The sequence below is a fragment of the Sulfitobacter faviae genome, assembly GCF_029870955.1.
GTDB lineage: Bacteria > Pseudomonadota > Alphaproteobacteria > Rhodobacterales > Rhodobacteraceae > Sulfitobacter > Sulfitobacter faviae.
Genome location: NZ_PGFQ01000001.1, coordinates 357,805 through 381,352, shown reverse-complemented (window position 1 = coordinate 381,352; position 23,548 = coordinate 357,805). Strand labels below are relative to the sequence as shown.

Genomic DNA, 23,548 nt, shown 5'->3' with positions numbered 1-23,548 from the left:
TCAAGGGCGGGATGGAGGCGTTTACCCACGGTCTTGCCCGAATCTTGGCCGAACGCGGGCATGAGGTGACCCTATTGGCCAGCGAGGACAGCGCGGCGAGCCTGCCGCCGGGGGTGAAGCTGCTGCCGATCTGTGACGCGCATTACGACGCGCGTTTTCCATGGCATGACTTTCACGGCACCGACGCGCTGAACGACCACCTCGACGCCTGCTATGCCCGCGCTGCGCGGCTCTTGCTGGAGGGTGGCTTTGACGTGGTGCACAACAACGCGCTGCACCGCTTCCTGCCGCGCCTGTCGCGGGCGGAGCGGCTGCCGATGGTGACCTCGCTGCATATTCCGCCCTTCAAAGTGCTGCGCGCTGCGCTGATGGATGGGGCGGCGCCATGGCATCTGTCCTCTGTCGTCTCGGCCCGGCAACGCGGCATCTGGTGGCCCGAGGGCGCGCCCGACACGTCGCATGTGGTGCACAACGGGATCGACCTTGACGAATGGCCCCAAGGCGGGCCGGGGGATGGCAGCGCCGTTTGGGCGGGGCGGATCACCCCGACCAAGGGCACCCATCTGGCGGCAGAGGCGGCGCAGATCGCAGGGGTGCCCCTGCGCATCTACGGGGTGGTCGAGCATCAGGATTACTTTAACGATATGGTAAGACCGCATCTTTATGGCGATGTGGCCTATGTCGGGCACCTGGAAACGGCGGCGCTTGGGGCGGCCTATGGGCGGGCCTCGGTGGCGCTCTTCACCCCGCAGTGGGAGGAACCCTTTGGCCTTGCCGCGGTGGAGGCGATGGCGACGGGCCTGCCTGTTGCCGCGACCCCGCATGGCGCGGTTGAGGAGGTGCTTGGCGAGGCGGGTGTCATCGCGGCGGGGGATGGCGCGGCTGCCTTGGCGCAGGCCTTGCTACAGGCGCGCGATATTCCCGCCGAAGTGCCCCGCGCCCGTGTGGCACGGCTCTTTGATGCGCAGGCGATGGTGACGAAGTTCGAACGGCTCTATCACGCGGCCCGGGCGCAGAGGGATGTCGCGCTGCCGCGTAAAACCTATCCGGCGGTTGCTTTGCAGGTGGAAGGTGCGCCGCAGCCTCTGGCAGAGGCGGGCTAAAGCGCCGCTTCGGCTCGGGGCATATAGAGGTAGGCAGGCTCGAACTGGCCCACTTTATGCAGCCCCGCGCGGTCGTGGATCAGCAGTTTGCCGCCCGTCACGGCGCAGCAGCCATGCTCGCGCAGCTCACGCAGGGTGCGGCTGACATGGACGGAGGTGAGGCCGGTGGCATCGGCGATATCGGTCTGGCGCAGGCTGAAGGGCAGGCTCTGACGCTCCATCCCATAGGCGGCGGTCATGCGGGCATCGAATTCGCTCAGGAAATTCGCCACCCGCGCCAGCGCGCGCATGGCGCTGTTGCGCATCACCCAATGGCGGTGGATGGAGGCATCGACCAAGGTCATCAGCCAGAGTTTCCGGGCCATCTCGACATCGCCATTGAGCAACTCGCGCAGCGGCTCATGCGAGATGATGGCGACATGGGTATCGGTCAGCGAGATCACATCATGGTCGAGTTGTTTCAGCGGGAAGGCGTGCAGATCGACAAACTCACCGGGGAATTGGAGAGCGACGAAGGTGCTGCGGGCACGCTGTCCGCGCGGCACGCTGCGGGCGATCAACCCATCGAGCAGCAACAGGCTGTGATCCAGAAAATCCCCCTGCGACTGATCACGGTTCCGGGCGTGAAACGCTCGTGTTGGGTCATCAGCGGGGCAAGCTTGGCCCATTGCGCGCCGCTTAGGTGGTCGACCATGCCCGACGGTTTTACGGCCATATCGTGATAAAAGGTGTCTTTGATGGTCACACGCAGGTCTTTCTGCCCATTAGAATTGTCGCGGTTTCCCCAAAACGGAGTCCGCGGTAATAAAGCTTTGTCGAATACCTTATGATGCTGTTTTCGCCGAAAAATTCAAGCGAAGGCCGGGGATCATAAAAAATGTTAAGTCCGTCGGGCGGCGACTGTGGCAGTGTTTTCAGCCCCGATTGTCGCGCGTCTTCCGGGGCTTGTCGGGGCAGGGGGGCTGTTTATAAGCGGGCCCATGACACGCCTCACCGCGATCATTATTCGAATTATATTCCCGGCGCTCTAAGCAATTGAGACGCCGGGCCGAGGTGCTTGAGCCATTCGCACCGACCGAGATTGAATAACCCCCAAATGCCTAAAGGACGCCCCCCATGTGCGCCGAGACCCCCGACTACAAAGCCACGCTGAACCTGCCCAAAACCGATTTCCCCATGCGCGCCGGACTGCCCAAGCGCGAACCCGGCTGGCTGGAACGCTGGGAGAAGATCGGCGTCTATGACCGCCTGCGCGAGAAGGAGGGGCGGGAGCCTTTCACTCTGCATGACGGCCCGCCTTACGCCAACGGCAACCTGCACATCGGCCATGCGCTGAACAAGACGATCAAGGACATGATCGTGCGCTCCCACCAGATGATGGGCTATGACGCGCGCTACATCCCCGGTTGGGATTGCCACGGCCTGCCGATCGAGTGGAAGATCGAAGAGCAGTACCGCAAGAAGGGCCGCGACAAGGATCAGGTCCCGGTCAACGAGTTCCGCGCTGAATGCCGCGACTTCGCCGCCAAATGGGTCGACGTGCAGCGCGAGGAGTTCAAGCGCCTTGGCATCACCGGCAACTGGGAAAATCCCTATCTCACAATGGATTTCCACGCCGAGCGGGTGATCGCCGAGGAATTCATGAAGTTCCTGATGAACGGCACGCTCTACCAAGGCTCCAAGCCCGTGATGTGGTCGCCTGTCGAGAAGACCGCGCTGGCCGAGGCCGAGGTCGAGTATCACGACAAGGAAAGCCATACCGTCTGGGTGAAGTTTGAGGTGACAAACCAAGAGCTGAGCGATGCGTCGAAAGACAACATTGCAGAAAAGCAGTCGAATACCGATGATCTGCTTAACTCATACGTTGTAATCTGGACAACGACACCTTGGACAATGCCAAGCAACAAGGCCGTGGTCTACGGCGAGGGCATCTCTTATGGTCTTTACGAGGTCACCGGTACGCCGGACGAATGCTGGGCAAACGTGGGCGACCGGTATCTTCTCGCTGATGATTTGGCGGCTGATGTGTTTTCCAAAGCGCGGCTTGGCGACGAGCATTGGGTTCGTCTTCGGGAGGTCCCGACCGATCAGCTAAAAGGGCTGAAATTGCGTCACCCGCTGGCCGGTGCCGAAGGCGCAAACGGCGAATGGGACGATCTGCGCGATTTCCGTGCCGCCGATTTCGTCACCTCGGACGAGGGCACCGGCTTCGTGCATTGCGCGCCGTCCCACGGTCTGGAGGAATACGAGCTCTACCGCGATCTCGGCATGCTGCCGCAGGTTATCACCTACAACGTCATGGAAGACGGCCGTTTCCGCGACGATCTGCCGTTCTTCGGCGGCAAGGCGATCCTTAAGCCCAACGGCAAGGAGGGCAACGCCAATGCCGCCATCATCGACAAGCTCGTGGAGGTCGGCGGGTTGCTGGCGCGCGGTAAGATCAAGCACAGCTATCCGCATAGCTGGCGCTCCAAGGCGCCGGTGATCTACCGCAACACGCCGCAGTGGTTCGCCGCCATCGACAAGGAGGTGGGCGACGGTCTGGATCAAAACGGCACAACCATCCGCGAGCGTGCGCTCACTTGCATCGACAAGGTCAACTGGGTGCCGAAATCCGGGCGCAACCGCCTGCATTCGATGATGGAGGCGCGGCCCGACTGGGTGCTGAGCCGCCAGCGCGCCTGGGGCGTGCCGCTGACCTGCTTCGTGCGCAAGGGCGTGGCGCCCACGGACGAGAACTTCCTGCTGCGCAACGAGGAAGTGAACCAGCGCATCGTGGAGGCTTTCGAGGCCGAAGGCGCGGACGCCTGGTATGCCGATGGCGCCAAGGAGCGGTTCCTTTCGGGCATCGTCGACCCGACGGAATTCGATCAGGTGACCGACATCCTCGACGTCTGGTTCGACAGCGGTTCGACCCATGCCTTCACCCTGCGCGACCGCGAGGACGGTACCGAGGACGGCATCGCCGATGTCTACATGGAAGGCACCGACCAGCACCGTGGCTGGTTCCATTCCTCGCTCTTGCAATCCGTCGGCACCACGGGCCGCGCGCCCTATCGCAACGTGGTGACCCATGGCTTCACGCTGGATGCCAAGGGCATGAAGATGTCCAAGTCCATCGGAAACACCATCGTGCCCGAGAAGATCGTGCAGCAATATGGCGCGGATATCCTGCGGCTCTGGGTGGCGCAGACCGATTACACCGCCGACCAGCGCATCGGGGATGAGATCCTCAAAGGCGTGGCCGACAGCTATCGCCGCTTGCGCAACACCATGCGCTACATGCTGGGCGCGCTGAGTGACTTCTCCGAGGCGGACCGCGTGGACCCGGCAGAGATGCCGGAACTGGAGCAGTGGGTGCTGCACCGGGTGGCGGAACTCGACAAGGTCGTGCGCGACGGTTTCGCGCGTTTCGACTTCCAAGGCGTGTTCCAAGCGGTCTTCACCTTTGCCACGGTCGATCTCTCGGCCTTTTACTTCGATATCCGCAAGGACGCGCTTTACTGCGATGGCGACACCCTGCGCCGCCGTGCCGCGCGCACGGTGCTGGATATCCTCTTCCACCGTCTGACCACATGGCTGGCCCCGGTGCTGGTCTTCACCATGGAAGAAGTCTGGCTGGAACGCTTCCCGGGCGACGACTCCTCGGTGCATCTGGTCGACATGCCCGAGACGCCCGAAGCATGGTTGAACCCGGAACTGGCGGCGAAATGGGCCAAGGTCCGCGCCGCGCGCCGGGTGGTGACCGCAGCGCTCGAAGTGCAGCGGACCGAGAAGGTGATCGGCGCGTCGCTCGAGGCGGCCCCCGTGGTACATGTCGAGGACGCGGCGCAGCGCGAGGCGCTGGAGAGCGTGTCCTTCGAGGATGTCAGCATCACCTCAGACATCACCGTGACCGGCGATCCGGCACCTGCCGAGGCGTTCCGCATGCCCGAGACCGACGGCGTGGCCGTGGTTTTTGAAAAGGCCGAGGGCGCGAAATGCGAGCGCTGCTGGAAGGTGCTGCCGGATGTCGGCACACATGAATATCCCGGCGTCTGCGGGCGCTGTGATGAGGCAGTGCGTGAGGCGTTGGCGGAAGCCTGAGGCTTTCTAAGAGACTGATAAAACGGGCGTCGGGAAAACCGGCGCCCGTTTTCGTTTGTCAGGTCGCCAATGCCCCGCCCGTGGGAACCACGGGCATCGCCCTCCCTCCCCCGGGGGGCGATTTTGCAGCGTTTGCGCGCATTGCTTGGTCAGCTTGTCACGCACCTATCTGCCCGCCAGATAGGGCGTATCGCCCCCAGGGAGGGCGATGCCCTCAGCGCTCTTTCGCAGGCGTGAATTCTGGCGCAGAGTAGAGTGATGAAACAAGCTTCCCTCTCCACGCCCTTCGGCGATCTGATCGTCACTGAAGAGGATGGCGCGATCACGGCGCTCGGCTGGGGGCAGGCGGCACGCCAGCAGCGCTCGGAGCTGCTTGACACCGCACTGCGCCAACTGAACGAATACGCCACAGGCCAGCGCCAGCAATTTGACCTGCCGCTGCGCGTCACCGGCAGCGATTTCCAGCGCGCGGTTTGCGCCGCCATTGCGGCCATTCCCTTCGGCCACACCCGCACCTACGGCGAGATCGCCCGTGACCTCGGCGTGCCAGCGCAGGCCGTGGGCGGGGCCTGTGGCGGCAATCCGATTCCGATCCTCATCCCCTGCCACCGCGTCATGGGTGCCAAGGGGCTCACCGGTTTCAGCGGCGCGGGCGGGGTGGAGACCAAGGTCGCCCTGCTGCGACATGAAGGCGCGGCGGGGCTGTTGATTTGAGGAGCAATGGCGGGTTTAGTCGTCGCCCGACGGGATCAACTGCTGCGCGGCACCGGCGCAGATCAGGTAGACCGAGGTGATCACCAGACCCCAATGCGCCCAGCTTTCGGGGTGGAAGTTCACCCAAGCGGACCAGCCCGCAAAGAAGGTCCAAGCCAGCGCCATGGGCAGCGTCACGGGGCGCCACCGCTCGGTCCGGACGGGGTGGACGAATTTGATCGGCAGAAACATCGCTGCGGCAAGGATCGTGACCACGATCAGGCTGATCCACCATTCGGGCTGCAAGGCAAAGAGCACCAGCACCAGCATGTTCCAGCAGCCGGGGAAGCCCTTAAAGGAATTATCCTTTGTTTTCATGCGCGTGTCAGAGAAATACATGACGCTGGCGAAGGTGATGATGATGATCATCGCCCAACCGCTCCAGCCATCCATCAGCCCCGAGGTAAAGAGCGCGAAGGCCGGGATGAAGACGTAAGTCAGATAATCGATGATCAGATCCATCAAGACGCCATCGAACTCAGGCGCGTTGGTCTTCACATCATATTTGCGCGCCAGCGGCCCGTCGATGCCATCGACGAAAAAGGCGATCACCAGCCATAGGAACATGAGGTCCCATTTCTCTTCCACGGCGGCGAGCATGGCGAGCATGGCCAGCACTGCTCCGGTGGCAGTGAAAAGGTGAACGAAGAGGGCGCGCATCTGTATGGTCATGCGTCTGCATCGCAAATCCGCCGGGGGGATGCAAAGGAAACTCTGGCCCCGATGGCAAAAACCAGCGTAGCCGGGGCAGGGCGGGGCAGCTATGCTTGACGCGATCGGCGGCGGGCGCAGGAAATATGGCCAAGTCCCGCGCACCGGGTTGACGGCTAGCGCGATTCCCCTTAAAGCCAGCGAACCAATTCAGGGTCGGCTCTGCGCGGCCCCCACGTTATGTGTGTTTCCGGATCGCTGGAAAGACACAACAGCAAAAGGATGAACCCATGTCGCGCCGTTGCGAATTGACCGGAAAAGGCCCGATGACGGGCAACAACGTAAGCCACGCCAACAACCGTACACGCCGTCGGTTCCTGCCGAACCTCAACGACGTGTCGTTGCAGTCCGAAGCACTGGGCCGCGCGTTCAAGCTGCGCATCTCTGCCGCAGCCCTGCGCAGCGTTGACCACCGTGGTGGTCTGGACAAGTTCCTGGCAAAAGCCAAAGACGTTGAACTGTCCGACAACGCGTTGAAAATCAAAAAGGCCATCGCGAAATCCAGCGCGACAGCCGATGTGCTGAGCTAAGGCTTATCGCATAGAGATTGGGGCCTCGATCCGAAAGGATCGGGGCCTTTTTCGTTTTGGGTTTAGGGTTTTGTTAGGGTTTCCGGCCTATCAGGGGCTAGGGCCGTGGCGGCTCGGGGTAATTTTCTTGCGCAGGGGCATGTTTTTATTCGGGAAACCTTGGAAAGGCGCGCTAATTGATCTTCCGACAATTGTTGTTCTGGCCATGCTACCTGCCGAGCGGGGTTCAGACAGTGCATCAAGATCGGAGACTCCATGACCGACCCCACACCCGGCACGCCCAGTTCCACTACGCCACCCGATATGAATGAGATTGAGACTGATTTCGAGGTCGGCCAAGACAATATCGACGGATCCCTCGGCCCGTTGGGTTTTGATATTCACAACCCGGTCTTCATGGTCTCGGGCCTGACGGCGGTGGCCTTTGTGCTGCTGACCATGCTCTTCCCGGATCAGGCCGGGGTGGTCTTCCTCGCCGTTCGCGATTTCGCCACGACCAAGCTGGATTGGCTGTTCATGATCATCGTGAACATCTTCGTTCTGTTCTGCATTGCGCTGATTTTCATGCCGATTTCAAAGGTCAGGCTCGGCGGGCAAGAGGCCGTGCCGGAATATTCCTATCTGGCGTGGTTCGCTATGCTTTTTGCCGCGGGCATGGGGATTGGCCTGTTGTTCTTTGGGGTGCTCGAACCGGTGTATCATATGAACGTCTCCGGCCCGTTGGGGTGCCCCTACCGATTGCCGAGGATGGCTCGATCATTCCCGAGAATGTGGAGGCTGCCCGCGCCATGGGTCTTGCGGCGACCTTTTATCACTGGGGGCTGCACGGTTGGGCGGTCTATGCGATCATGGCGCTAGCCTTGGCGCTCTTCACCTATAACAAGGGGCTGCCCTTTTCGATCCGGTCTTGTTTCTACCCCCTGCTGGGTGACCGGGTCTGGGGCTGGCCGGGGCATATCATTGATATTCTGGCGGTTTTCGCGACGCTCTTTGGTCTTGCCACATCGCTTGGCCTTGGCGCGCAGCAGGCCAATGCAGGGTTCAACTTCGCTTTCGGGCTTGAGATTTCGACCAATGTGCAGGTGATCATCATTCTCTTGGTGACCGCCGTGGCGCTGGTGTCGGTCTGGCGCGGGCTGGATGGCGGGGTGAAGATCCTGTCGGAGGTGAACATGATCGTGGCGGTCCTATTCTTCCTCTTCGTGCTTTTCGTCGGCCCGACGCTGGTGGGGCTCGACGGGTTTTGGACCGGTCTGTTGGCCTATACGCAAGAGATCATCCCGCTCTCCAATCCCTTCGGACGGGAGGATGATTCCTACCGCGAAGGCTGGACCGCGTTCTATTGGGCGTGGTGGGTCTCTTGGGCGCCTTTCGTGGGCATGTTCATCGCGCGCGTCTCGCGCGGGCGCACGGTGCGGGAGTTCTTTATCTGCGTGTTGCTGATCCCGTCGCTGATCATCTTCATCTGGATGGGCGTCTTTGGCGGCATCGCGATCGATCAGATCCTTGCCAGCCCTGAGACATCGCTGGTCAAGGCCAATGTGATCGACAGCTATTCGCCGGAACTCTCGCTCTTCGGGATGCTGAATGAGCTTCCCTTTACCAAGATCGCGTCGACCATCGCGATCCTTCTGGCGTTGGTGTTTTTCGTCACCTCATCGGATTCGGGGTCGCTGGTTGTCGATACGATCACGGCGGGGGGCAAGATTGACGCCCCGGTGCCGCAGCGCATCTTCTGGTGCATTGTCGAAGGGTTGATCGCCATCGTGCTGCTGATCGGCGGCGGGCTGTCGGCGTTGCAGGCCGGGGTCACCGCGACGGGGGTGCCCTTCGCGATTCTGATGCTGGTGATGTGTTACACGATCTACAAAGGGCTGCGCAGCGAACCGCGCTGACGGCCTGTGGCGCGCCGGTGGTTAGCGGCGCGCCTCAAGCACTTCGGCCACCCATTCCGGCACTGTCTGGCTGGCAGGCCCGATGCGATGTTCGGCGAACTGATTGCCCACGGCGGAGCGTTCGAGGTTGAACTCAATCGTATGCGCCCCGGCACGGCGGGCCTCGGCGACGAAACCGGCAGCGGGGTAGACATTGCCCGATGTGCCGATGGCGGCGAAGATATCCGCCTCGGCCAGATGATCGAAAAGCGCGTCCATCTCATAAGGCATTTCACCGAACCAGACGATATCGGGCCGCGCGGCGGGGGCACCGCAGGCGGGGCAGGGATCGCCCGGTGCCATGACCATGGGCGCGGGCCAGCGGTGATCGCAAGCGGCGCAGAGCGCGCCTTTGAGCGCGCCATGCATATGCATGACCTGCTGCGACCCGCCCTGTTCGTGCAGATCGTCGACGTTTTGGGTAATCACCACCACCTCGCCGTGCAACTCGGCCTCCAGCCGGGCAAGGGCGCGGTGCGCAGCGTTGGGGGCCACTTCGGCGGCCTGCGCGCGGCGGGCGTTGTAGAAGTCGACCACCAGTTTGGGGTTGCGGGCGAAACCTTCGGGCGTCGCCACGTCTTCGACCCGGTGCTGCGCCCAGAGGCCATCTGAGGCGCGGAAGGTCTCAAGCCCGCTTTCGGCAGAGATGCCCGCGCCGGTGAGGATCACGATCTTGGTCATGGGGCATTATTCTCCGATAGGGTCCATGTCTTCAAGCAGGTGAAAGCCGTCGGCCAGCCAGGGCAATTGCGCGATGGCGGGGGCGATCATATGGGTCTGCATCAACTGCCGCAGGGTCTGGGCGATGTCGCGCGGCACGGGGCCGGACCATTCCGCGCCCGCGAAGAGAGAGATGGTGCGCGCAGGCGGTTGGGCCTGTGCCGCCGCGGGCAGGGGGTGCGCGGCGAGGCGGTCGTGAAAACGGGCGGCGCGCATGTATCCCAAGGGCGTGGTCATCGCCCAGCCGATGCCGCGGGCCACCATGGCCATCAGGGCCAGATGGCTGCCAATCTCGAAACGGGCGGGCAGGTTGTGTCTCTCTGATGCAAGATGCGCCTCGATCTGCCGCGCGATCAACTGATCGGCGGCATAGCGCAGGAAGGGCAGATCGGTGGCGCCGCGCAGCAGGGCGTCGGGATCGGCAGAGGTGCCCGCGGGGGTGACGAGGATAAACGGATCGCGGGCCAGCGGATATTCCAGAACCCCCGCCATCGGTTCGTCGATCTGCGCCGAGAGTGCCATATGCAGGCTTTTGTCGCGCAGTGCCCCGGCCAATTCATTGCTGCCCGCGGTGATCATCCGAAAGCGGCAGCCGGTCAGGCTGTCGCCAAGGATCGTGGCAAGGCGCGGGGTCAGGTCATCGTCGAAATCGTCGATCACGCCGAGGTTCAGCGCCTCCAGATGGGCCAAATCCATCACCGTGACTTCGCTCTGCGCTTGGCGCAATTCGCTGAGCGCCTGTTCGGCCCGGCGCAGGAACATCTGCCCGGCTGGGGTCAATCGCATGGGGCGGCGGGTGTGGTCGACCAGTTCCGCGCCGATGGCCGCTTCGAGGTTGCGCATCTGCTGGCTGACGGCGGGCTGGCTGAGCCCCGTGGCCTCGGCCGCCTGCGCCACCGACCCGCTCCGCGCCAGCGCCTCAAACACTTCGATGCCCCGCAGGGTGATGCCCTTGTTCAGCATATGGTCCCATCTCTTTCGGATCTTGTGAAACCCCGCGCGGGTCAGGTCAAGCCTTTGCCCAAGCGAGCGGCAGCCTCTCGGGCGGTTCCACGAAAGCGGTGCTGCCGGTCTTGAAGCCATCGGTAAAGCTGCGCAGACTGCGCGGAAACTAGGAGCCATTCAAATGAAGATCGCCACAGCCGCCTATCCGCTCGATGTTCTGACATCATGGGCGCAATACGAAGACAAACTGGCCCATTGGGTCGCCGAGGCGGCAGTGCAGGGGGCGGAACTGCTGGTTTTTCCTGAATATGCGGCGATGGAACTGGCGACGCTCGACGGGGCCGAGGTGGCGGGCGATTTGGAACGGTCGCTCTTTGCGGTGTCGGACAAGCTTGAGGAGGCGGAACGGCTGCATGTGAAACTCGCCGCCGAGCATAACGTGCATATCGTGGCCGGCTCAGGCCCCGCAGCGACTGAGAGCCGCCCGGTCAACCGTGCCCGGCTGATCACGCCCACGGGGCAGATCGGCGTGCAGGACAAGCAGATCATGACCCGTTTCGAGCGCGAGGAATGGGGTGTGATCGGGGCAATGCGCTTCAGGTCTTTGACACGGCCATTGGCAAGATCGGGATTCTCATCTGCTATGACAGCGAGTTTCCCCTGCTGGGCCGTGCGCTGGCGGAATGTGATGTGATCTGCGTGCCCAGTGTGACCGAAACGCTCGCGGGCTATTGGCGGGTGCGCATCGGCTCCATGGCGCGGGCGCTTGAGAATCAGTGCATCACCGCCATGTCCTCGGTCGTAGGCAAGGCCGATTGGTCCGAGGCTTTGGGGCAATCCTATGGCGCGGGCGGGATTTTCTGCCCCCCGGATCGCGGCTTCCCGCCCACGGGGATTTTGGGCATGCGCGAGGTTAACGCCCCCGGCTGGACCGTGGCGGACGCCGATTTGGCGCAGGTCGCCGAGGTGCGCGCGGATGGCATCGTGCTTAACCGAAGGGACTGGCAAGACCAGATTGGCCGCGACGGAAAGGCGATAAACGTCGCTTTGCGCTGAATCCCCCTTGAAAAAGCGCAAAAATGCGCCCATTTAAGCCTGCGCCCTCGTTTTGGAGGGTTTTGTGCTCAAGGAGAGACCATGGCCAAGGAAGATACGCTCGAATTTCCCGGTGTCGTGAAGGAACTCCTGCCTAACGCGACGTTTCGGGTCGAGCTGGAAAACGGCCATGAGATCATCGCGCATACGGCAGGCAAGATGCGGAAAAACCGCATCCGTGTTCTGGCTGGCGACAAGGTTCAGGTGGAAATGACACCCTATGATTTGACCAAGGGTCGGATCAACTATCGCTTCAAGTAAGCGGCACCGCGTTCGCGCGTTGCGCGGCGCAGGCGGGGCCGTGCGCGGCCCCGACCGGGCCGCCGGCCTCAGGCAAAGAGGCCCATAAGATGCAATTCATTCTTGGATCAGGATCGCCGCGCCGGTTGGAGCTTTTGGCCCAGATCGGCGTGACCCCCGATGCCATTCGCGCCCCCGACATCGACGAGACCCCCCATAAGGCCGAGCTGCCGCGCCCCTATTGCGCCCGAATGGCGCGCGAGAAAGTGGCGGCGGTGCCCGCGGGGGCGGAGGATATCGTGCTTTGCGCCGATACCACCGTGGCGCTTGGCCGGCGCATCCTCGGCAAGCCCGAGGATGAGGCCGAGGCCGAAGCCTTTTTGCGGCTGATGTCGGGCCGTCGGCATAAGGTGGTCACCGCCGTCGCCGTGAAGCGCGGCGAAAAGCTCTGGCAGCGTGATGTGCAGAGCAATGTGAAGATGAAATCTCTGTCCGAGCCCGAAATTCGCCGTTACCTCGCCACCGGCGATTGGCGCGGCAAGGCGGGCGGCTATGGTATCCAAGGCCCCGCGGGCGCGCTGATCCCATGGATTAGCGGCTCATTCACTGCAATCGTCGGCCTGCCATTGGCCGAGGCTGCGAACCTGCTGCAAGCCGCAGGTTACCCATTTGACGGAAGGACGCCATGAAGGGCCGTACGATTATTCTCGACCATCTCGGTGATATCGAGGCCGCCGCCCTGATGGTGGACGGCAAGCTGGATGATTTTCTGATCGACAGTGACGGGCCGCGCGTCGGCACCGTTTACCGCGCGATTGCGGATCGTCCGGTGAAGGGGCAGGGGGGCATGTTCCTCAAGACCCCCGATGGCCCGGCGTTCCTGCGTCAGATCAAGGGGCTGGCCCCGGGTCAGACGATTCTCGTGCAGGTCTCGGGCCATGCCGAGCCGGGCAAGGCGATCCCGGTGACCAATAAGCTGCTCTTTAAGTCGCGCTATGCCATCGTGACGCCGGATGCGCCGGGGCTGAACATCTCGCGCAGCATCAAGGACGAGGAAGAGCGCGACCGGCTGCTCGAAATCGCCCATGAGGTGGCGGGCGGGGCCGATCTGGGCTTGATCCTGCGGTCCTCCTGCGCCGGTGCCGATGCGGAGGATATCGCCGAGGATATCGCCAATATGCTCAGCTTGGCGGATACCGTGGCCAATGATGACGCGCAACAGATGGAGGTGCTGAGCGAAGGCGATGGCCCGCATCTGCTCGCTTGGCGCGATTGGACCGCGCCCGCCGAGGTGGTGACCGAGGTCGGTGGTTTTGACGACCACGGCGTTCTGGAAGAGCTCGACCGCGTGGCCTCGGCGCAGGTGCCGCTCGGCGGCGGCGCGTCGATCTTTGTGGAGCCGACACGTGCGCTGGTTGCGGTCGATGTGAACACCGGCAACGATGCCTCGCTCGCCGCCGGGGTGAAGGCCAATATGGCCTGTGCCAAAGCGCTGCCGCGTGCCCTGCGTCTGCGCGGGTTGGGCGGGCAGATCACGCTCGACCTTGCGCCCATGCCCAAGAAGGACCGCCGGACGTTTGAAAGCGCCCTGCGCGCCGCTTTCCGCGCCGACGATGTGGATACGACGCTGGTCGGCTGGACGCCTCTGGGCCATTACGAGCTGCAACGCAAACGCGCCCGCCCGGTGCTGGCGGAGGTGCTGACAGGGGCAGGCCAATGAGCTGCCCGATCTGCAAAGCCGAAACCGTCAAGGCGCATCGCCCCTTCTGCTCGCGCCGCTGCGCCGACATCGATCTGGGCCGCTGGTTCAACGGCAGCTACGCCGTCCCCTCGCGCGACCCCGAAGACGTGGAAGCCGCCATCGACGCCGCCGAAGCGGCACAAGACCGCCCCGCAAAGCCCCATTAACACAGGAAAATTTGCGTTTTTTGAAAAGAAGTGGGTTTCAGGGCAAAATGGGGCTGGACACCCCGCGCCACAGGTCCTAGAACCCGCTCACCCGACCTCGAAAGAGGTGACCCGTGCCCGGGTAGCTCAGGGGTAGAGCAGTGGATTGAAAATCCTCGTGTCGGTGGTTCGATTCCGCCCCCGGGCACCATTCATCATAGAATACGCTATAAAAAACAACAACCTAGGCGGTGTGCCGATTGTTGCTATGTACAGCTCTATGTACGGTTCGCCGTCTGTAGTTTTCGGCGGCACTCATTTCGCCCGCTGTCTCGGTTTGCTAGACGGTCCGCCCAACGCACGCTAGGGTTACGGTAAGGCGAATAGCCATAACAACAAAATCAATAAGCTGAGGTCGCTGCAGGTGCTTCTACAAGACATTTTGGATGAGTATCGCGCGTCAGCGCGGACCGAACGCGAAAAGGGCGACTATTTTGAACGCCTTGTTCGGGTATTTATGGAAAACGACGACACTCAACGTCAGTACTATTCAAAGGTTGAGCCGTTCGCCGATTGGGCGACGTCTCAAGGCTGGAGCAACGCGGACACCGGTATCGATCTTGTTGGAACGCTGTCTGACGGGTCAGGCTATGCGGCGATTCAGTGCAAGTTCTACGCGCCCAATCACAGCATTCAGAAATCCGATATAGACAGTTTCATTTCGGCGGCATCCAATGATCTGTTCACCCGATTGGTCATCGCGGATACAACTCTTAAAGAGTTAGGCCGCAACACGCGGGAAACGCTGGGTAAACTTTCAAAGGATTGGAACCGCATTAGCGTTGCCGAACTTGAGGCAAGCCGCATTGATTGGTCCCAGTTTATTCGTTCTGGCACAGTTAGTTTAGCACCCAAGAAACAACTGCGAGATCACCAGCAAGACGCATTGCGTGAAGTGCAGGCAGGGCTGGAAGCCGCAGATCGCGGCAAGCTGATCATGGCGTGCGGTACGGGCAAGACCTTCACAGGCCTACGAATTGCGGAAACTCTGGCAGGGTCGGGAAAGCGCGTTCTTTTCATGGTTCCATCGCTTGCGCTGATGTCCCAAACCGTCCGGGAATGGAAGAACGACAGCGAAGACGTGTTCACGGCATTTTCTGCCTGTTCTGACTCGAAGGTGGGGCGAAGAACTGACGCTGACAGTCTTGATCTAAACGTGCATGATCTGGCCTTCCCGGCGACGACAGACCCTGAAAAACTTGCTCGTCAGGTCCTATCCGCACCCTCAGATCAGATGACGGTAGTCTTCTCGACCTACCATTCGATTGACGTTCTTACGCGCGCCCAAAAGAACCACGAACTACCAGAGTTCGATTTGGTGATCTGCGACGAGGCACACCGAACCACAGGCGTTACACTGAAGGATGAGGACGACAGCAACTTTGTTCGCATCCACGACAACGACTATGTCGCGGCAAAGAAGCGCCTCTATATGACCGCGACGCCTCGTATCTTTGCTGATACGGCCAAGCGTAAGGCAGACGACTACGACGCCCGCTTGGCGTCGATGGATGACGAAACCAAGTTCGGCAAAGACCTCTTCCATCGTGGCTTTGGTTGGGCGGTGGAGAACCAGCTTCTCACAGACTACAAGGTCGTCGTACTTGCTGTTGACGAAGGCTTGGTCTCTCAAACCATCCAAAACCGCCTCAAGGACGGCCCAGAGCTGACACTGGATGACGCGACGAAAATCATCGGGTGCTATAAGGCGCTGACGAAAAGCGACCTCGCGAAGGATTTGGAGTTTGACCCGCGCCCCATGAAGCGCGCTCTGGCCTTCTGCCAAAGCATCAAGAAATCCGAGATCATCGAAGATGAGTTCACGCAGGTTGTCGACGAATACGTTAGCAACGACCTGATCGACGACGACCGTCATCTAAGCACCGAAGTTCGCCATATCGACGGCAGCTACAACGCCAGCTCGCGGGAGGAAATGCTCAACTGGCTAAAGGCGGACGCAGGCGACAACACGTGCTGGACGTGTCACGGTTTGATGCCGCTCCTTTGATAGCATTTATTGCAGCAAAGGAGACGAACTATGGGAACGAAACGCACGGACGAATTCCGCGCTGATGCGGTGCGGATCGCGCTGACAAGCGGGCTGACACGCAGGCAAGTTGCCTCAGATTTGGGTATTGGCTTATCGACGCTGAACAAGTGGGTGACGGCGCATCGTGACACCAATGTGGTGCCTGACAAGGACTTGGAACTTGCCCGGGAGAATGAACGGCTTCGGCGAGAGAACCGCATTCTCAAGGAGGAGAGGGAGATTCTAAAAAAGGCAACGCAGTTCTTCGCGGGGCAAAAGCCATGAGGTTTCGGTTCATCGAAGAACACCGTCACGCCTTCTGCGCCAAGCGGATGTGTGACGTGCTGGGTGTCAGCTCACGCGGCCTGCGCGCCTATCGCAACCGCCCTGCCAGCCAAAGACAGAGGACTGACATGGTCGTGCTGGCCCACATCAAGGAGCAATCCCGTCTAAGCTTGGGCAGCTATGGACGACCGAGGATGACGGAAGAATTGAAAGAGCTGGGCTTGAATGTCGGCCATCGTCGGGTTGGCAGATTGATGCGTGAGAATGGCATACGGGTCGAGAGATCGAAGAGATACAAGGTGACAACGGATAGTAATCACGCCTTCAACATTGCGCCCAACCTGCTGAACCGTGACTTCCAGGCGGAGGGACCCAATCAGAAGTGGGCAGGTGACATCAGCTATGTGTGGACCCGTGAAGGGTGGTTGTATCTCGCGGTTATCCTCGATCTGCATTCACGCCGGGTGATCGGTTGGGCGGTGAGCAACCGGATGAAGCGCGACCTGGCAATCCGGGCATTGAAAATGGCTGTTGCGCTGCGGCAGCCGCCCAAGGGCTGCATCCATCACACCGACCGTGGGTCGCAATATTGTTCGCACGACTACCAGAAGCTTCTGCGCCACCATGGGTTCATGGTATCGATGAGCGGCAAGGGCAATTGTTATGACAACTCTGCCGTCGAGACCTTCTTCAAGACGATCAAGGCTGATCTGGCGGAGACCATGGCATACGCGAAGAGAAGCAGAGCTGGCCATCTTCCAATACATCAACGGCTTCTACAATCCGCGAAGGCGGCACTCAGCACTGGGTTGGAAAAGCCCGGTCGCTTTCGAAAGGAAAGTGGCCTAAACGAGCACGTGGGGCGGCACAAAAACGCGACAGGTCCAGTCTTTGTGAACACCACAATGGCGCAGGACACTCCGGCATAGGGACGGAACACGCCTGAGGGCATCTTGATGATCGCGTCGAGTTTGTGATCCTCGACCAGCATGCCGCGGATGTCTTTGTGGGCCTTAGAGGAGCCGAACAGCACGCCATCCGGCACAACCACAGCCGCCCGTCCGCCAGTGCGCATCAGGTGCAAGAAAAGACCCATGAACAGCAGCTCGGTTTTTTTTGTTTTGACGACCTTCAGCAGGTCCTTTGCCGTCGTGTCATAGTCCAGTGAACCGGCAAAGGGCGGGTTGGCGAGGATAAGGGAATAGCGCCCTGCGTCCTCGCCGTGCTCCTCGGCAAGGCTATCGCGATAAGAGATGTCGGGGTTCTCGATCCCGTGTGACCTGCCCCCCGCGAAATCCCTCACCATGATGTAGAGTCTGCCCAACCCTGAAGGAGCAGACGAATGCGGAAAAGCCGTTTTACCGAGGCGCAGATTATTGGGATGATCAAGGAGCAAGAGGCAGGCATGCCGACGGCGGAGGTGTGCCGCAGGCACGGGCTCAGCCCGGCAACTTTCTACAAGCTGAAGTCCAAGTATGGCGGCATGGAGGTGTCGGAGGCCGCGAGGCTGAAGGCGCTGGAGGACGAGAACGCCAAGCTGAAGCGGCTGCTGGCCGATACGATGCTGGACAATGTGGTTCTGAAGGATCTTCTGGGAAAGAACTGACGACGCTGACCAAGCGGCGAGAGGCGGCGCTCAGGGCGATGCGGGATCACGGCATCTCGCAGCGCCGGGCCTGTCGGCTTGTTGGTGTCGACCCAAAGACAGTCCGGCGCGAACGCCCGCCGGACTGCCCTGAGATCCGCAAGGAGATGCAGGAGATCGCCGGAAAGCGGCGCCGGTTCGGCTACCGCCGGATTGGCGTGTTGCTTGAGCGCAAGGGCATGAGAATGAACCACAAGAAACTGTATCGGCTCTACCGGGAAGAAGGGCTGTCAGTGAAGCGGCGGCGCGGCCGCAAGCGGGCCCGTGGAACGCGCTCCCCGATGCCGGAGGCTGCGTATCCCAATGCGCGCTGGTCTCTGGACTTCCTGGCTGACAGCTTCGGCCCATCCCGGAAACTCCGCATCCTGGCAGTGATAGACGATTGCAGCCGCGAAAACCTGTGCCTGATTGCTGACACCAGCATCTCCGGCGCGCGTGTTGCGCGTGAGCTGGATGCGTTGGTGCGGATCTACGGTAAACCCGGATGCATAGTCAGCGATCGAGCCATTGGAACGCCATTGGTCCGAGAGACAATGGCGAGGGGGACGGAGTTCACGAGCCGGGCCATTCTGAGGTGGGCCGATCAGAACGCAATTCCGTGGCACTATATCGACCCAGGGAAGCCGCAGCAGAACGCCTTTATCGAGTCATTCAACGGCAGCATGCGCGACGAACTGCTGAACGAGGAGATATTTGACACCCTGGACGACGCCCGCCGGAAGCTGGCGCTCTGGCGTTACGATTACAACACCGTCAGGCCGCACTCATCGCTCGGGAACAAAACACCGGCCGAAGCGCGCCGGACGCTTGAGCAATTTGAGGGCTCCGCGCCCGGCGCGCTTGCCAAGCCCGAAACCGACGACTATCAAAATCAAACCCGCAGGCTCTCGTCATGAACGAGGGACCAGTGGGGGCAGGTCACGTGCAGTGTCATGTTCATGGCGCCGATCCGAAGCATGGTCGCATCGAAGTCAAATCCGTGAAACATCTGGTTGTGAAAGTGGTCACGGCTTTCGGTGTTGCGCAGCATTTGGGGTGGTGCGTGCGCAGATACTCGGCCGCGGCGACCAAGAAACCGCTGGTGCCCGCAGCAGGGTCACAGATCACGTCAGTGGGCGTGGGCGCCATCAGATTAACCATCAATTCAATTATGTGGCGCGGCGTGCGGAACTGGCCGTTCTGGCCGGCGCTGGCGATCTTGCCAAGCATGTATTCGTAAACGTCGCCCTTGGTGTCGCGGTCCTCCATCGGAATCTCGTCGAGCATCTGAACGACCTTGGCCAACAGGTTGGGGTTGGAGAAACCCAATCGCGCGTCTTTCATGTGGGTGCCGTAGGACGAGCCCTCTTCACCTAGGGCCCGCAGGAACGGAAAGACGTGCTCGTCCACGATCCTCATCATCTCCCGAGCTTCAAAATGCTTGAAGCGCGACCAGCGTAGGTTCTCGAACGGTTCGCCCTTGTCGTTTGCGCCCTCTGGGAAGATGCTGCGCTGCATTGGAATGCCCAGATCTTCGGCCTTTCGCTCCTCGACCGTTTGCAGGTCATCTAACCGCTTAATAAACATCAGAAATGTCAGCTGTTCGATTACTGAAAGCGGGTTTGAGACGCCACCGGACCAGAAGGCGTTCCAGATTTGATCGATTTGCGAGCGGATGGTGCCTGTCAGCATTTTGGACCTCAGTTTTTCTGGGACCATAGGCATAGGACGATGACGCTACAACGTCCCAATGCCCATCTTGAAGGAAAAGTATTTCCCGCCCCCGGGCACCATTTCAGACCAAATCAAACAGACCACACCCTCGCCACCATCAGCGCGTGATTTCCCTCACCCGCAACGGAACCCGCGCCTCCTGCCCAACGTTGTTCCCCTACCTAGATAGAGGAGAGCAACCATGGCAAATGACGACCAAGCAAAAGGCAAGGCGAAAGACATCGGTGGCAAGCTGAAAGAAGAAGCTGGCGATGCCACAGGCAACGAAGACCTGAAGCACGAAGGTCAGGCCGATCAGGCCGAGGGCAAAGTGCAAAAGGGTGTCGGTGACGCCAAGGACAAACTATCTGATTGATTGCAAAAGCGCGCCTCTTACCGGAGGCGCGCTTTTTCTATTCGGGCTGCTGCCCGCGCCATCACCTTTTGATGATGATATAGAGCGCATGGACGATCCCGGGCAGGTAGCCCAGCAAGGTCAGGAGAATGTTAATCCAGAAGTGCTTTCCCAGACCTTCCTGCAAGAACACCCCAAGAGGGGGCAGTAGGATAGCGATGATGATGCGAATGATGTCCATAGTGTCACGCCGGGTGCGCCGGGCTCCTTTCCAAACAGATTAAACCTTGCCCTAAGCTAGCCCCCGATCATCACACGGCCAGTGGTGGCGCGTTGAGGGGCGCGCAATTAACACTCGCCGCAGCATGGGTTTTGCGGCAATCTACCAAACAGCCAGAGGAGGGGCAGGGTGGAGCCAGTCAGGATCATGTGGCGCCAGATCATGGAGATGGCGCGAGATGCAATCGCACTCTTGCCACAGATCGCTGTCGCAACCCTCGTATTGATATTGACCTGGGCCATTGCCGCGCTTGGGCGGTCGCTGGTCAGTAGAACCTTGTCCCGCACCAAGCTGCGCCCGAGCCTTCACGACCTCTTTACCCTTTTGACATCTATCCTCATCTGGGTCTTTGGCATCATGATCGCGGCCGTGATCGTCTTTCCCGGCCTCACACCTGCCAGCATTCTGGCGGGGCTCGGCATCGGGTCGGTCGCCATTGGCTTCGCTTTCAAGGACGTCTTTGAGAATTTCCTCGCCGGGATCATCATCCTCTTTCGCCGTGAGATGCGCATGGGGGATCATATCGAATGCGAGGGGATCGAGGGCAAGGTCACCCATATCGCCATCAGGGAAAGTCATATCCGCCAGACAGACGGGCAACTGGTGATCGTGCCCAATGCGATGCTTTTCAAGAACCCCGTCTATGTGCGCACGGATCAAAAGCACCGTCGGCAAACCGTGATCTGCGGGGTGGCCTATGATGTCGATCTGGGTGAGGCGCGGGCAGTGATCTCCGAGGCCGTCGCGCGCTGCGAGACGGTAGAGCAGGGGAGCATCCGATTCAGGTTTTTGCGCAGGAGTTCGGGGAGTCCTCCATCAACTTCGAGGTGACTTGGTGGACAGGCTCAGCCCCGGTCGAGCAGCGCCGCTCTCGGGATGAGGTGGTGACCGCGGTGAAACGGGCGCTGGACGAGGCTGGACTGGAGATTCCTTTCCCTTACCGCACGCTCACCTTCAAAGAGCCGCTTCCGCTCAGTCGGGCGGAGGAGGATGCAGGGGAGGGGTAGGGCCTGCGCCGCGAGTCGCCGATTTTGCCCTGTGATCCCGTGAATCGCGGTCGATTCATGGGCCGGCAGTGAGGGTATCGGCTTAGATAGGGCAGGGGGGCCAGCTCCCGCGCGTTAGATGCGGGAAATTAGCACGCCATTTCAGCATCTTGCCGAAAAGTTCCTCGAAATCTCATCTTTTCTCAAATTTCTGCTTGCGGCTTTGCCCCACTAACCTTAGAACCCCTCTACCGGCGGCGCTGAGACGCACCGCTGGGGCGCCAGACGGGGCGGACGGCAGCGGAGACGCGGTGGTTCGGATCACGAGGCGGATAAGAATTCGAGGTATTAGAGGCGGGGCGCGCCAAGAAGTTAGGGCGCATCTCAGTTTCTTTTGTCTCAACGCTGTTTGAAAATTTGATATCTGAAGAGATATGTGGGCGGTTTGGTTCATTCGATGGATCAACGTCTGTATATCGCGCTCTTAGGCCTCGGCCGATGATAGAGTGTCAGCTTCACTGTTTGGACGGCTTTCGCTACTTTGTAGCTGAAGCACAACAAACAGAGAATGGTCTGCATCTTTCAGTAATGGATGCAGGTCGATGTGCAGAGGTTCGACGTCAAGGATACGCAGTAATGCGTTTCAACTTGAGAGTTTGATCCTGGCTCAGAACGAACGCTGGCGGCAGGCCTAACACATGCAAGTCGAGCGAGACCTTCGGGTCTAGCGGCGGACGGGTTAGTAACGCGTGGGAACGTGCCCTTCTCTGCGGAATAGCCACTGGAAACGGTGAGTAATACCGCATACGCCCTTCGGGGGAAAGATTTATCGGAGAAGGATCGGCCCGCGTTAGATTAGATAGTTGGTGGGGTAATGGCCTACCAAGTCTACGATCTATAGCTGGTTTTAGAGGATGATCAGCAACACTGGGACTGAGACACGGCCCAGACTCCTACGGGAGGCAGCAGTGGGGAATCTTAGACAATGGGCGCAAGCCTGATCTAGCCATGCCGCGTGTGTGATGAAGGTCTTAGGATCGTAAAGCACTTTCGCCAGGGATGATAATGACAGTACCTGGTAAAGAAACCCCGGCTAACTCCGTGCCAGCAGCCGCGGTAATACGGAGGGGGTTAGCGTTGTTCGGAATTACTGGGCGTAAAGCGCGCGTAGGCGGATTGGAAAGTTGGGGGTGAAATCCCGGGGCTCAACCCCGGAACTGCCTCCAAAACTATCAGTCTAGAGTTCGAGAGAGGTGAGTGGAATTCCAAGTGTAGAGGTGAAATTCGTAGATATTTGGAGGAACACCAGTGGCGAAGGCGGCTCACTGGCTCGATACTGACGCTGAGGTGCGAAAGTGTGGGGAGCAAACAGGATTAGATACCCTGGTAGTCCACACCGTAAACGATGAATGCCAGTCGTCGGGCAGTATACTGTTCGGTGACACACCTAACGGATTAAGCATTCCGCCTGGGGAGTACGGTCGCAAGATTAAAACTCAAAGGAATTGACGGGGGCCCGCACAAGCGGTGGAGCATGTGGTTTAATTCGAAGCAACGCGCAGAACCTTACCAACCCTTGACATCCTGTGCCACTCCGAGAGATCGGACGTTCCCTTCGGGGACGCAGTGACAGGTGCTGCATGGCTGTCGTCAGCTCGTGTCGTGAGATGTTCGGTTAAGTCCGGCAACGAGCGCAACCCACATCCTTAGTTGCCAGCAGTTCGGCTGGGCACTCTAAGGAAACTGCCCGTGATAAGCGGGAGGAAGGTGTGGATGACGTCAAGTCCTCATGGCCCTTACGGGTTGGGCTACACACGTGCTACAATGGCAGTGACAATGGGTTAATCCCCAAAAGCTGTCTCAGTTCGGATTGGGGTCTGCAACTCGACCCCATGAAGTCGGAATCGCTAGTAATCGTGGAACAGCATGCCACGGTGAATACGTTCCCGGGCCTTGTACACACCGCCCGTCACACCATGGGAGTTGGTTCTACCCGACGGCCGTGCGCTAACCTTTTGGGGGCAGCGGACCACGGTAGGATCAGCGACTGGGGTGAAGTCGTAACAAGGTAGCCGTAGGGGAACCTGCGGCTGGATCACCTCCTTTCTAAGGATGTTCCTAGCCAGTTGAGCCTCGCTCAACTCGTGGAACACTTAGCAGATCGGCAAACAAAGCCGGTCAATATATAGAACCGAGCCGTCCTCATATCTCT

The 23,548-nt window shown here is 60.3% G+C and carries 20 protein-coding genes, 1 tRNA gene, 1 rRNA gene and 5 pseudogenes; 19 read left to right on the top strand and 8 right to left on the bottom strand.

Features of this window, described 5'->3' with window-relative positions:
* Positions 1 to 44 precede the first annotated feature (44 nt).
* A complete protein-coding gene (locus tag CUR85_RS02010; protein ID WP_280321326.1) occupies positions 45 to 1,103 on the top strand; it encodes a glycosyltransferase in 1,059 nt (352 codons plus the stop codon).
* Here CUR85_RS02010 and CUR85_RS02005 read toward each other — a convergent pair.
* On the bottom strand, positions 1,100 to 1,678 hold the full coding sequence (locus CUR85_RS02005) for a Crp/Fnr family transcriptional regulator (RefSeq protein WP_280321323.1): 579 nt from the start codon (positions 1,676 to 1,678) through the stop codon (positions 1,100 to 1,102). The genes CUR85_RS02010 and CUR85_RS02005 overlap by 4 nt on opposite strands.
* A complete protein-coding gene (locus CUR85_RS02000; RefSeq protein ID WP_280321321.1) occupies positions 1,660 to 1,848 on the bottom strand; it encodes a hypothetical protein in 189 nt (62 codons plus the stop codon). Before CUR85_RS02000 ends, CUR85_RS02005 begins: the two co-directional genes overlap by 19 nt.
* 371 nt (positions 1,849 to 2,219) lie before the next feature.
* Between CUR85_RS02000 and ileS the strand changes: the two genes are divergently transcribed.
* Positions 2,220 to 5,189 (top strand): isoleucine--tRNA ligase, encoded by a 2,970-nt coding sequence (gene ileS, locus CUR85_RS01995; RefSeq protein WP_067268020.1) that lies wholly within the window; start codon positions 2,220 to 2,222, stop codon positions 5,187 to 5,189.
* A 258-nt stretch (positions 5,190 to 5,447) separates the two neighbouring features.
* A complete protein-coding gene (locus CUR85_RS01990) occupies positions 5,448 to 5,903 on the top strand; it encodes a methylated-DNA--[protein]-cysteine S-methyltransferase (RefSeq protein WP_067268018.1) in 456 nt (151 codons plus the stop codon).
* Positions 5,904 to 5,918: 15 nt separating this feature from the next.
* On the opposite strand, the gene CUR85_RS01985 is transcribed toward CUR85_RS01990, so the two are convergent.
* A complete protein-coding gene (locus tag CUR85_RS01985) occupies positions 5,919 to 6,614 on the bottom strand; it encodes a CDP-alcohol phosphatidyltransferase family protein (RefSeq protein ID WP_067268016.1) in 696 nt (231 codons plus the stop codon).
* A 269-nt stretch (positions 6,615 to 6,883) separates the two neighbouring features.
* Here CUR85_RS01985 and rpmB point away from each other — a divergent pair, with 269 nt between their 5' ends.
* A complete protein-coding gene (gene rpmB / locus CUR85_RS01980) occupies positions 6,884 to 7,183 on the top strand; it encodes a 50S ribosomal protein L28 (RefSeq protein ID WP_067268014.1) in 300 nt (99 codons plus the stop codon).
* Between the two features lie 255 nt (positions 7,184 to 7,438).
* Positions 7,439 to 9,078: pseudogene (locus CUR85_RS01975) on the top strand (BCCT family transporter).
* Between the two features lie 21 nt (positions 9,079 to 9,099).
* Here CUR85_RS01975 and CUR85_RS01970 read toward each other — a convergent pair.
* A complete protein-coding gene (locus tag CUR85_RS01970; protein ID WP_067268011.1) occupies positions 9,100 to 9,798 on the bottom strand; it encodes an NAD-dependent deacylase in 699 nt (232 codons plus the stop codon).
* Between the two features lie 6 nt (positions 9,799 to 9,804).
* Complete coding sequence (locus tag CUR85_RS01965) at positions 9,805 to 10,800, bottom strand: LysR family transcriptional regulator (RefSeq protein ID WP_209273862.1); 996 nt, start codon at positions 10,798 to 10,800, stop codon at positions 9,805 to 9,807.
* Positions 10,801 to 10,963: 163 nt separating this feature from the next.
* Between CUR85_RS01965 and CUR85_RS01960 the strand changes: the two are divergent.
* The 8 genes and pseudogenes from CUR85_RS01960 (at position 10,964) to CUR85_RS01925 (ending at position 17,227) form a co-directional block, all read left to right on the top strand.
* Positions 10,964 to 11,838, top strand: a pseudogene (locus tag CUR85_RS01960) (carbon-nitrogen hydrolase family protein).
* A gap of 81 nt (positions 11,839 to 11,919) precedes the next feature.
* Positions 11,920 to 12,138, top strand: coding sequence for a translation initiation factor IF-1 (gene infA, locus CUR85_RS01955; RefSeq protein ID WP_005978431.1), 219 nt, complete (start codon positions 11,920 to 11,922; stop codon positions 12,136 to 12,138).
* An 89-nt stretch (positions 12,139 to 12,227) separates the two neighbouring features.
* The gene (locus CUR85_RS01950) at positions 12,228 to 12,806 is read left to right on the top strand and encodes a Maf family protein (protein WP_067268006.1); all 579 of its coding nucleotides are present in this window, start codon (positions 12,228 to 12,230) and stop codon (positions 12,804 to 12,806) included.
* On the top strand, positions 12,803 to 13,837 hold the full coding sequence (locus tag CUR85_RS01945; RefSeq protein ID WP_067268004.1) for a ribonuclease E/G: 1,035 nt from the start codon (positions 12,803 to 12,805) through the stop codon (positions 13,835 to 13,837). Before CUR85_RS01950 ends, CUR85_RS01945 begins: the two co-directional genes overlap by 4 nt.
* Complete coding sequence (locus CUR85_RS01940; RefSeq protein ID WP_067268003.1) at positions 13,834 to 14,025, top strand: DNA gyrase inhibitor YacG; 192 nt, start codon at positions 13,834 to 13,836, stop codon at positions 14,023 to 14,025. Before CUR85_RS01945 ends, CUR85_RS01940 begins: the two co-directional genes overlap by 4 nt.
* 115 nt (positions 14,026 to 14,140) lie before the next feature.
* Positions 14,141 to 14,215: transfer RNA gene (locus CUR85_RS01935), tRNA-Phe, on the top strand.
* Between the two features lie 306 nt (positions 14,216 to 14,521).
* Positions 14,522 to 16,072, top strand: coding sequence for a restriction endonuclease (locus CUR85_RS01930; protein ID WP_197471021.1), 1,551 nt, complete (start codon positions 14,522 to 14,524; stop codon positions 16,070 to 16,072).
* Positions 16,073 to 16,102: 30 nt separating this feature from the next.
* Positions 16,103 to 17,227, top strand: a pseudogene (locus CUR85_RS01925) (IS3 family transposase).
* Between the two features lie 34 nt (positions 17,228 to 17,261).
* Here CUR85_RS01925 and CUR85_RS01920 read toward each other — a convergent pair.
* A pseudogene (locus CUR85_RS01920) lies at positions 17,262 to 17,654 on the bottom strand (HsdM family class I SAM-dependent methyltransferase); the annotation flags it as partial.
* A 66-nt stretch (positions 17,655 to 17,720) separates the two neighbouring features.
* Here CUR85_RS01920 and CUR85_RS01915 point away from each other — a divergent pair.
* A protein-coding gene (locus CUR85_RS01915; RefSeq protein ID WP_280321297.1) for an IS3 family transposase occupies positions 17,721 to 18,919 on the top strand; the annotation gives its coding sequence in 2 pieces (ribosomal slippage) (positions 17,721 to 17,970 and positions 17,970 to 18,919; 1,200 coding nt in all).
* Positions 18,920 to 18,959: 40 nt separating this feature from the next.
* Here CUR85_RS01915 and CUR85_RS01910 read toward each other — a convergent pair.
* Positions 18,960 to 19,694, bottom strand: a complete 735-nt coding sequence (locus tag CUR85_RS01910) for a type I restriction-modification system subunit M (protein WP_343245397.1) — start codon at positions 19,692 to 19,694, stop codon at positions 18,960 to 18,962.
* A gap of 223 nt (positions 19,695 to 19,917) precedes the next feature.
* Between CUR85_RS01910 and CUR85_RS01905 the strand changes: the two genes are divergently transcribed.
* Positions 19,918 to 20,091 carry a CsbD family protein gene (locus CUR85_RS01905; protein WP_082852044.1) on the top strand — a complete coding sequence of 58 codons (174 nt, stop codon included), beginning with the start codon at positions 19,918 to 19,920 and terminating at the stop codon, positions 20,089 to 20,091.
* Positions 20,092 to 20,152: 61 nt separating this feature from the next.
* Here the strand turns inward: CUR85_RS01905 and CUR85_RS01900 are convergent, their stop codons facing one another.
* Positions 20,153 to 20,311, bottom strand: a complete 159-nt coding sequence (locus CUR85_RS01900; protein ID WP_082852043.1) for a YqaE/Pmp3 family membrane protein — start codon at positions 20,309 to 20,311, stop codon at positions 20,153 to 20,155.
* A 186-nt stretch (positions 20,312 to 20,497) separates the two neighbouring features.
* On the opposite strand from CUR85_RS01900, the pseudogene CUR85_RS20025 reads away from it, so the two are divergent.
* The 4 genes and pseudogenes from CUR85_RS20025 to CUR85_RS01885 all read left to right on the top strand — a co-directional run.
* Positions 20,498 to 20,584 (top strand): annotated as a pseudogene (locus CUR85_RS20025) (mechanosensitive ion channel family protein); the annotation flags it as partial.
* Between the two features lie 42 nt (positions 20,585 to 20,626).
* On the top strand, positions 20,627 to 21,181 hold the full coding sequence (locus CUR85_RS01895; RefSeq protein WP_280321293.1) for a mechanosensitive ion channel family protein: 555 nt from the start codon (positions 20,627 to 20,629) through the stop codon (positions 21,179 to 21,181).
* Positions 21,178 to 21,357 carry a hypothetical protein gene (locus CUR85_RS01890; protein WP_280321291.1) on the top strand — a complete coding sequence of 60 codons (180 nt, stop codon included), beginning with the start codon at positions 21,178 to 21,180 and terminating at the stop codon, positions 21,355 to 21,357. Before CUR85_RS01895 ends, CUR85_RS01890 begins: the two co-directional genes overlap by 4 nt.
* Before the next feature lie 623 nt (positions 21,358 to 21,980).
* A 16S ribosomal RNA gene (locus CUR85_RS01885) occupies positions 21,981 to 23,442 on the top strand.
* Positions 23,443 to 23,548: the final 106 nt, after the last annotated feature.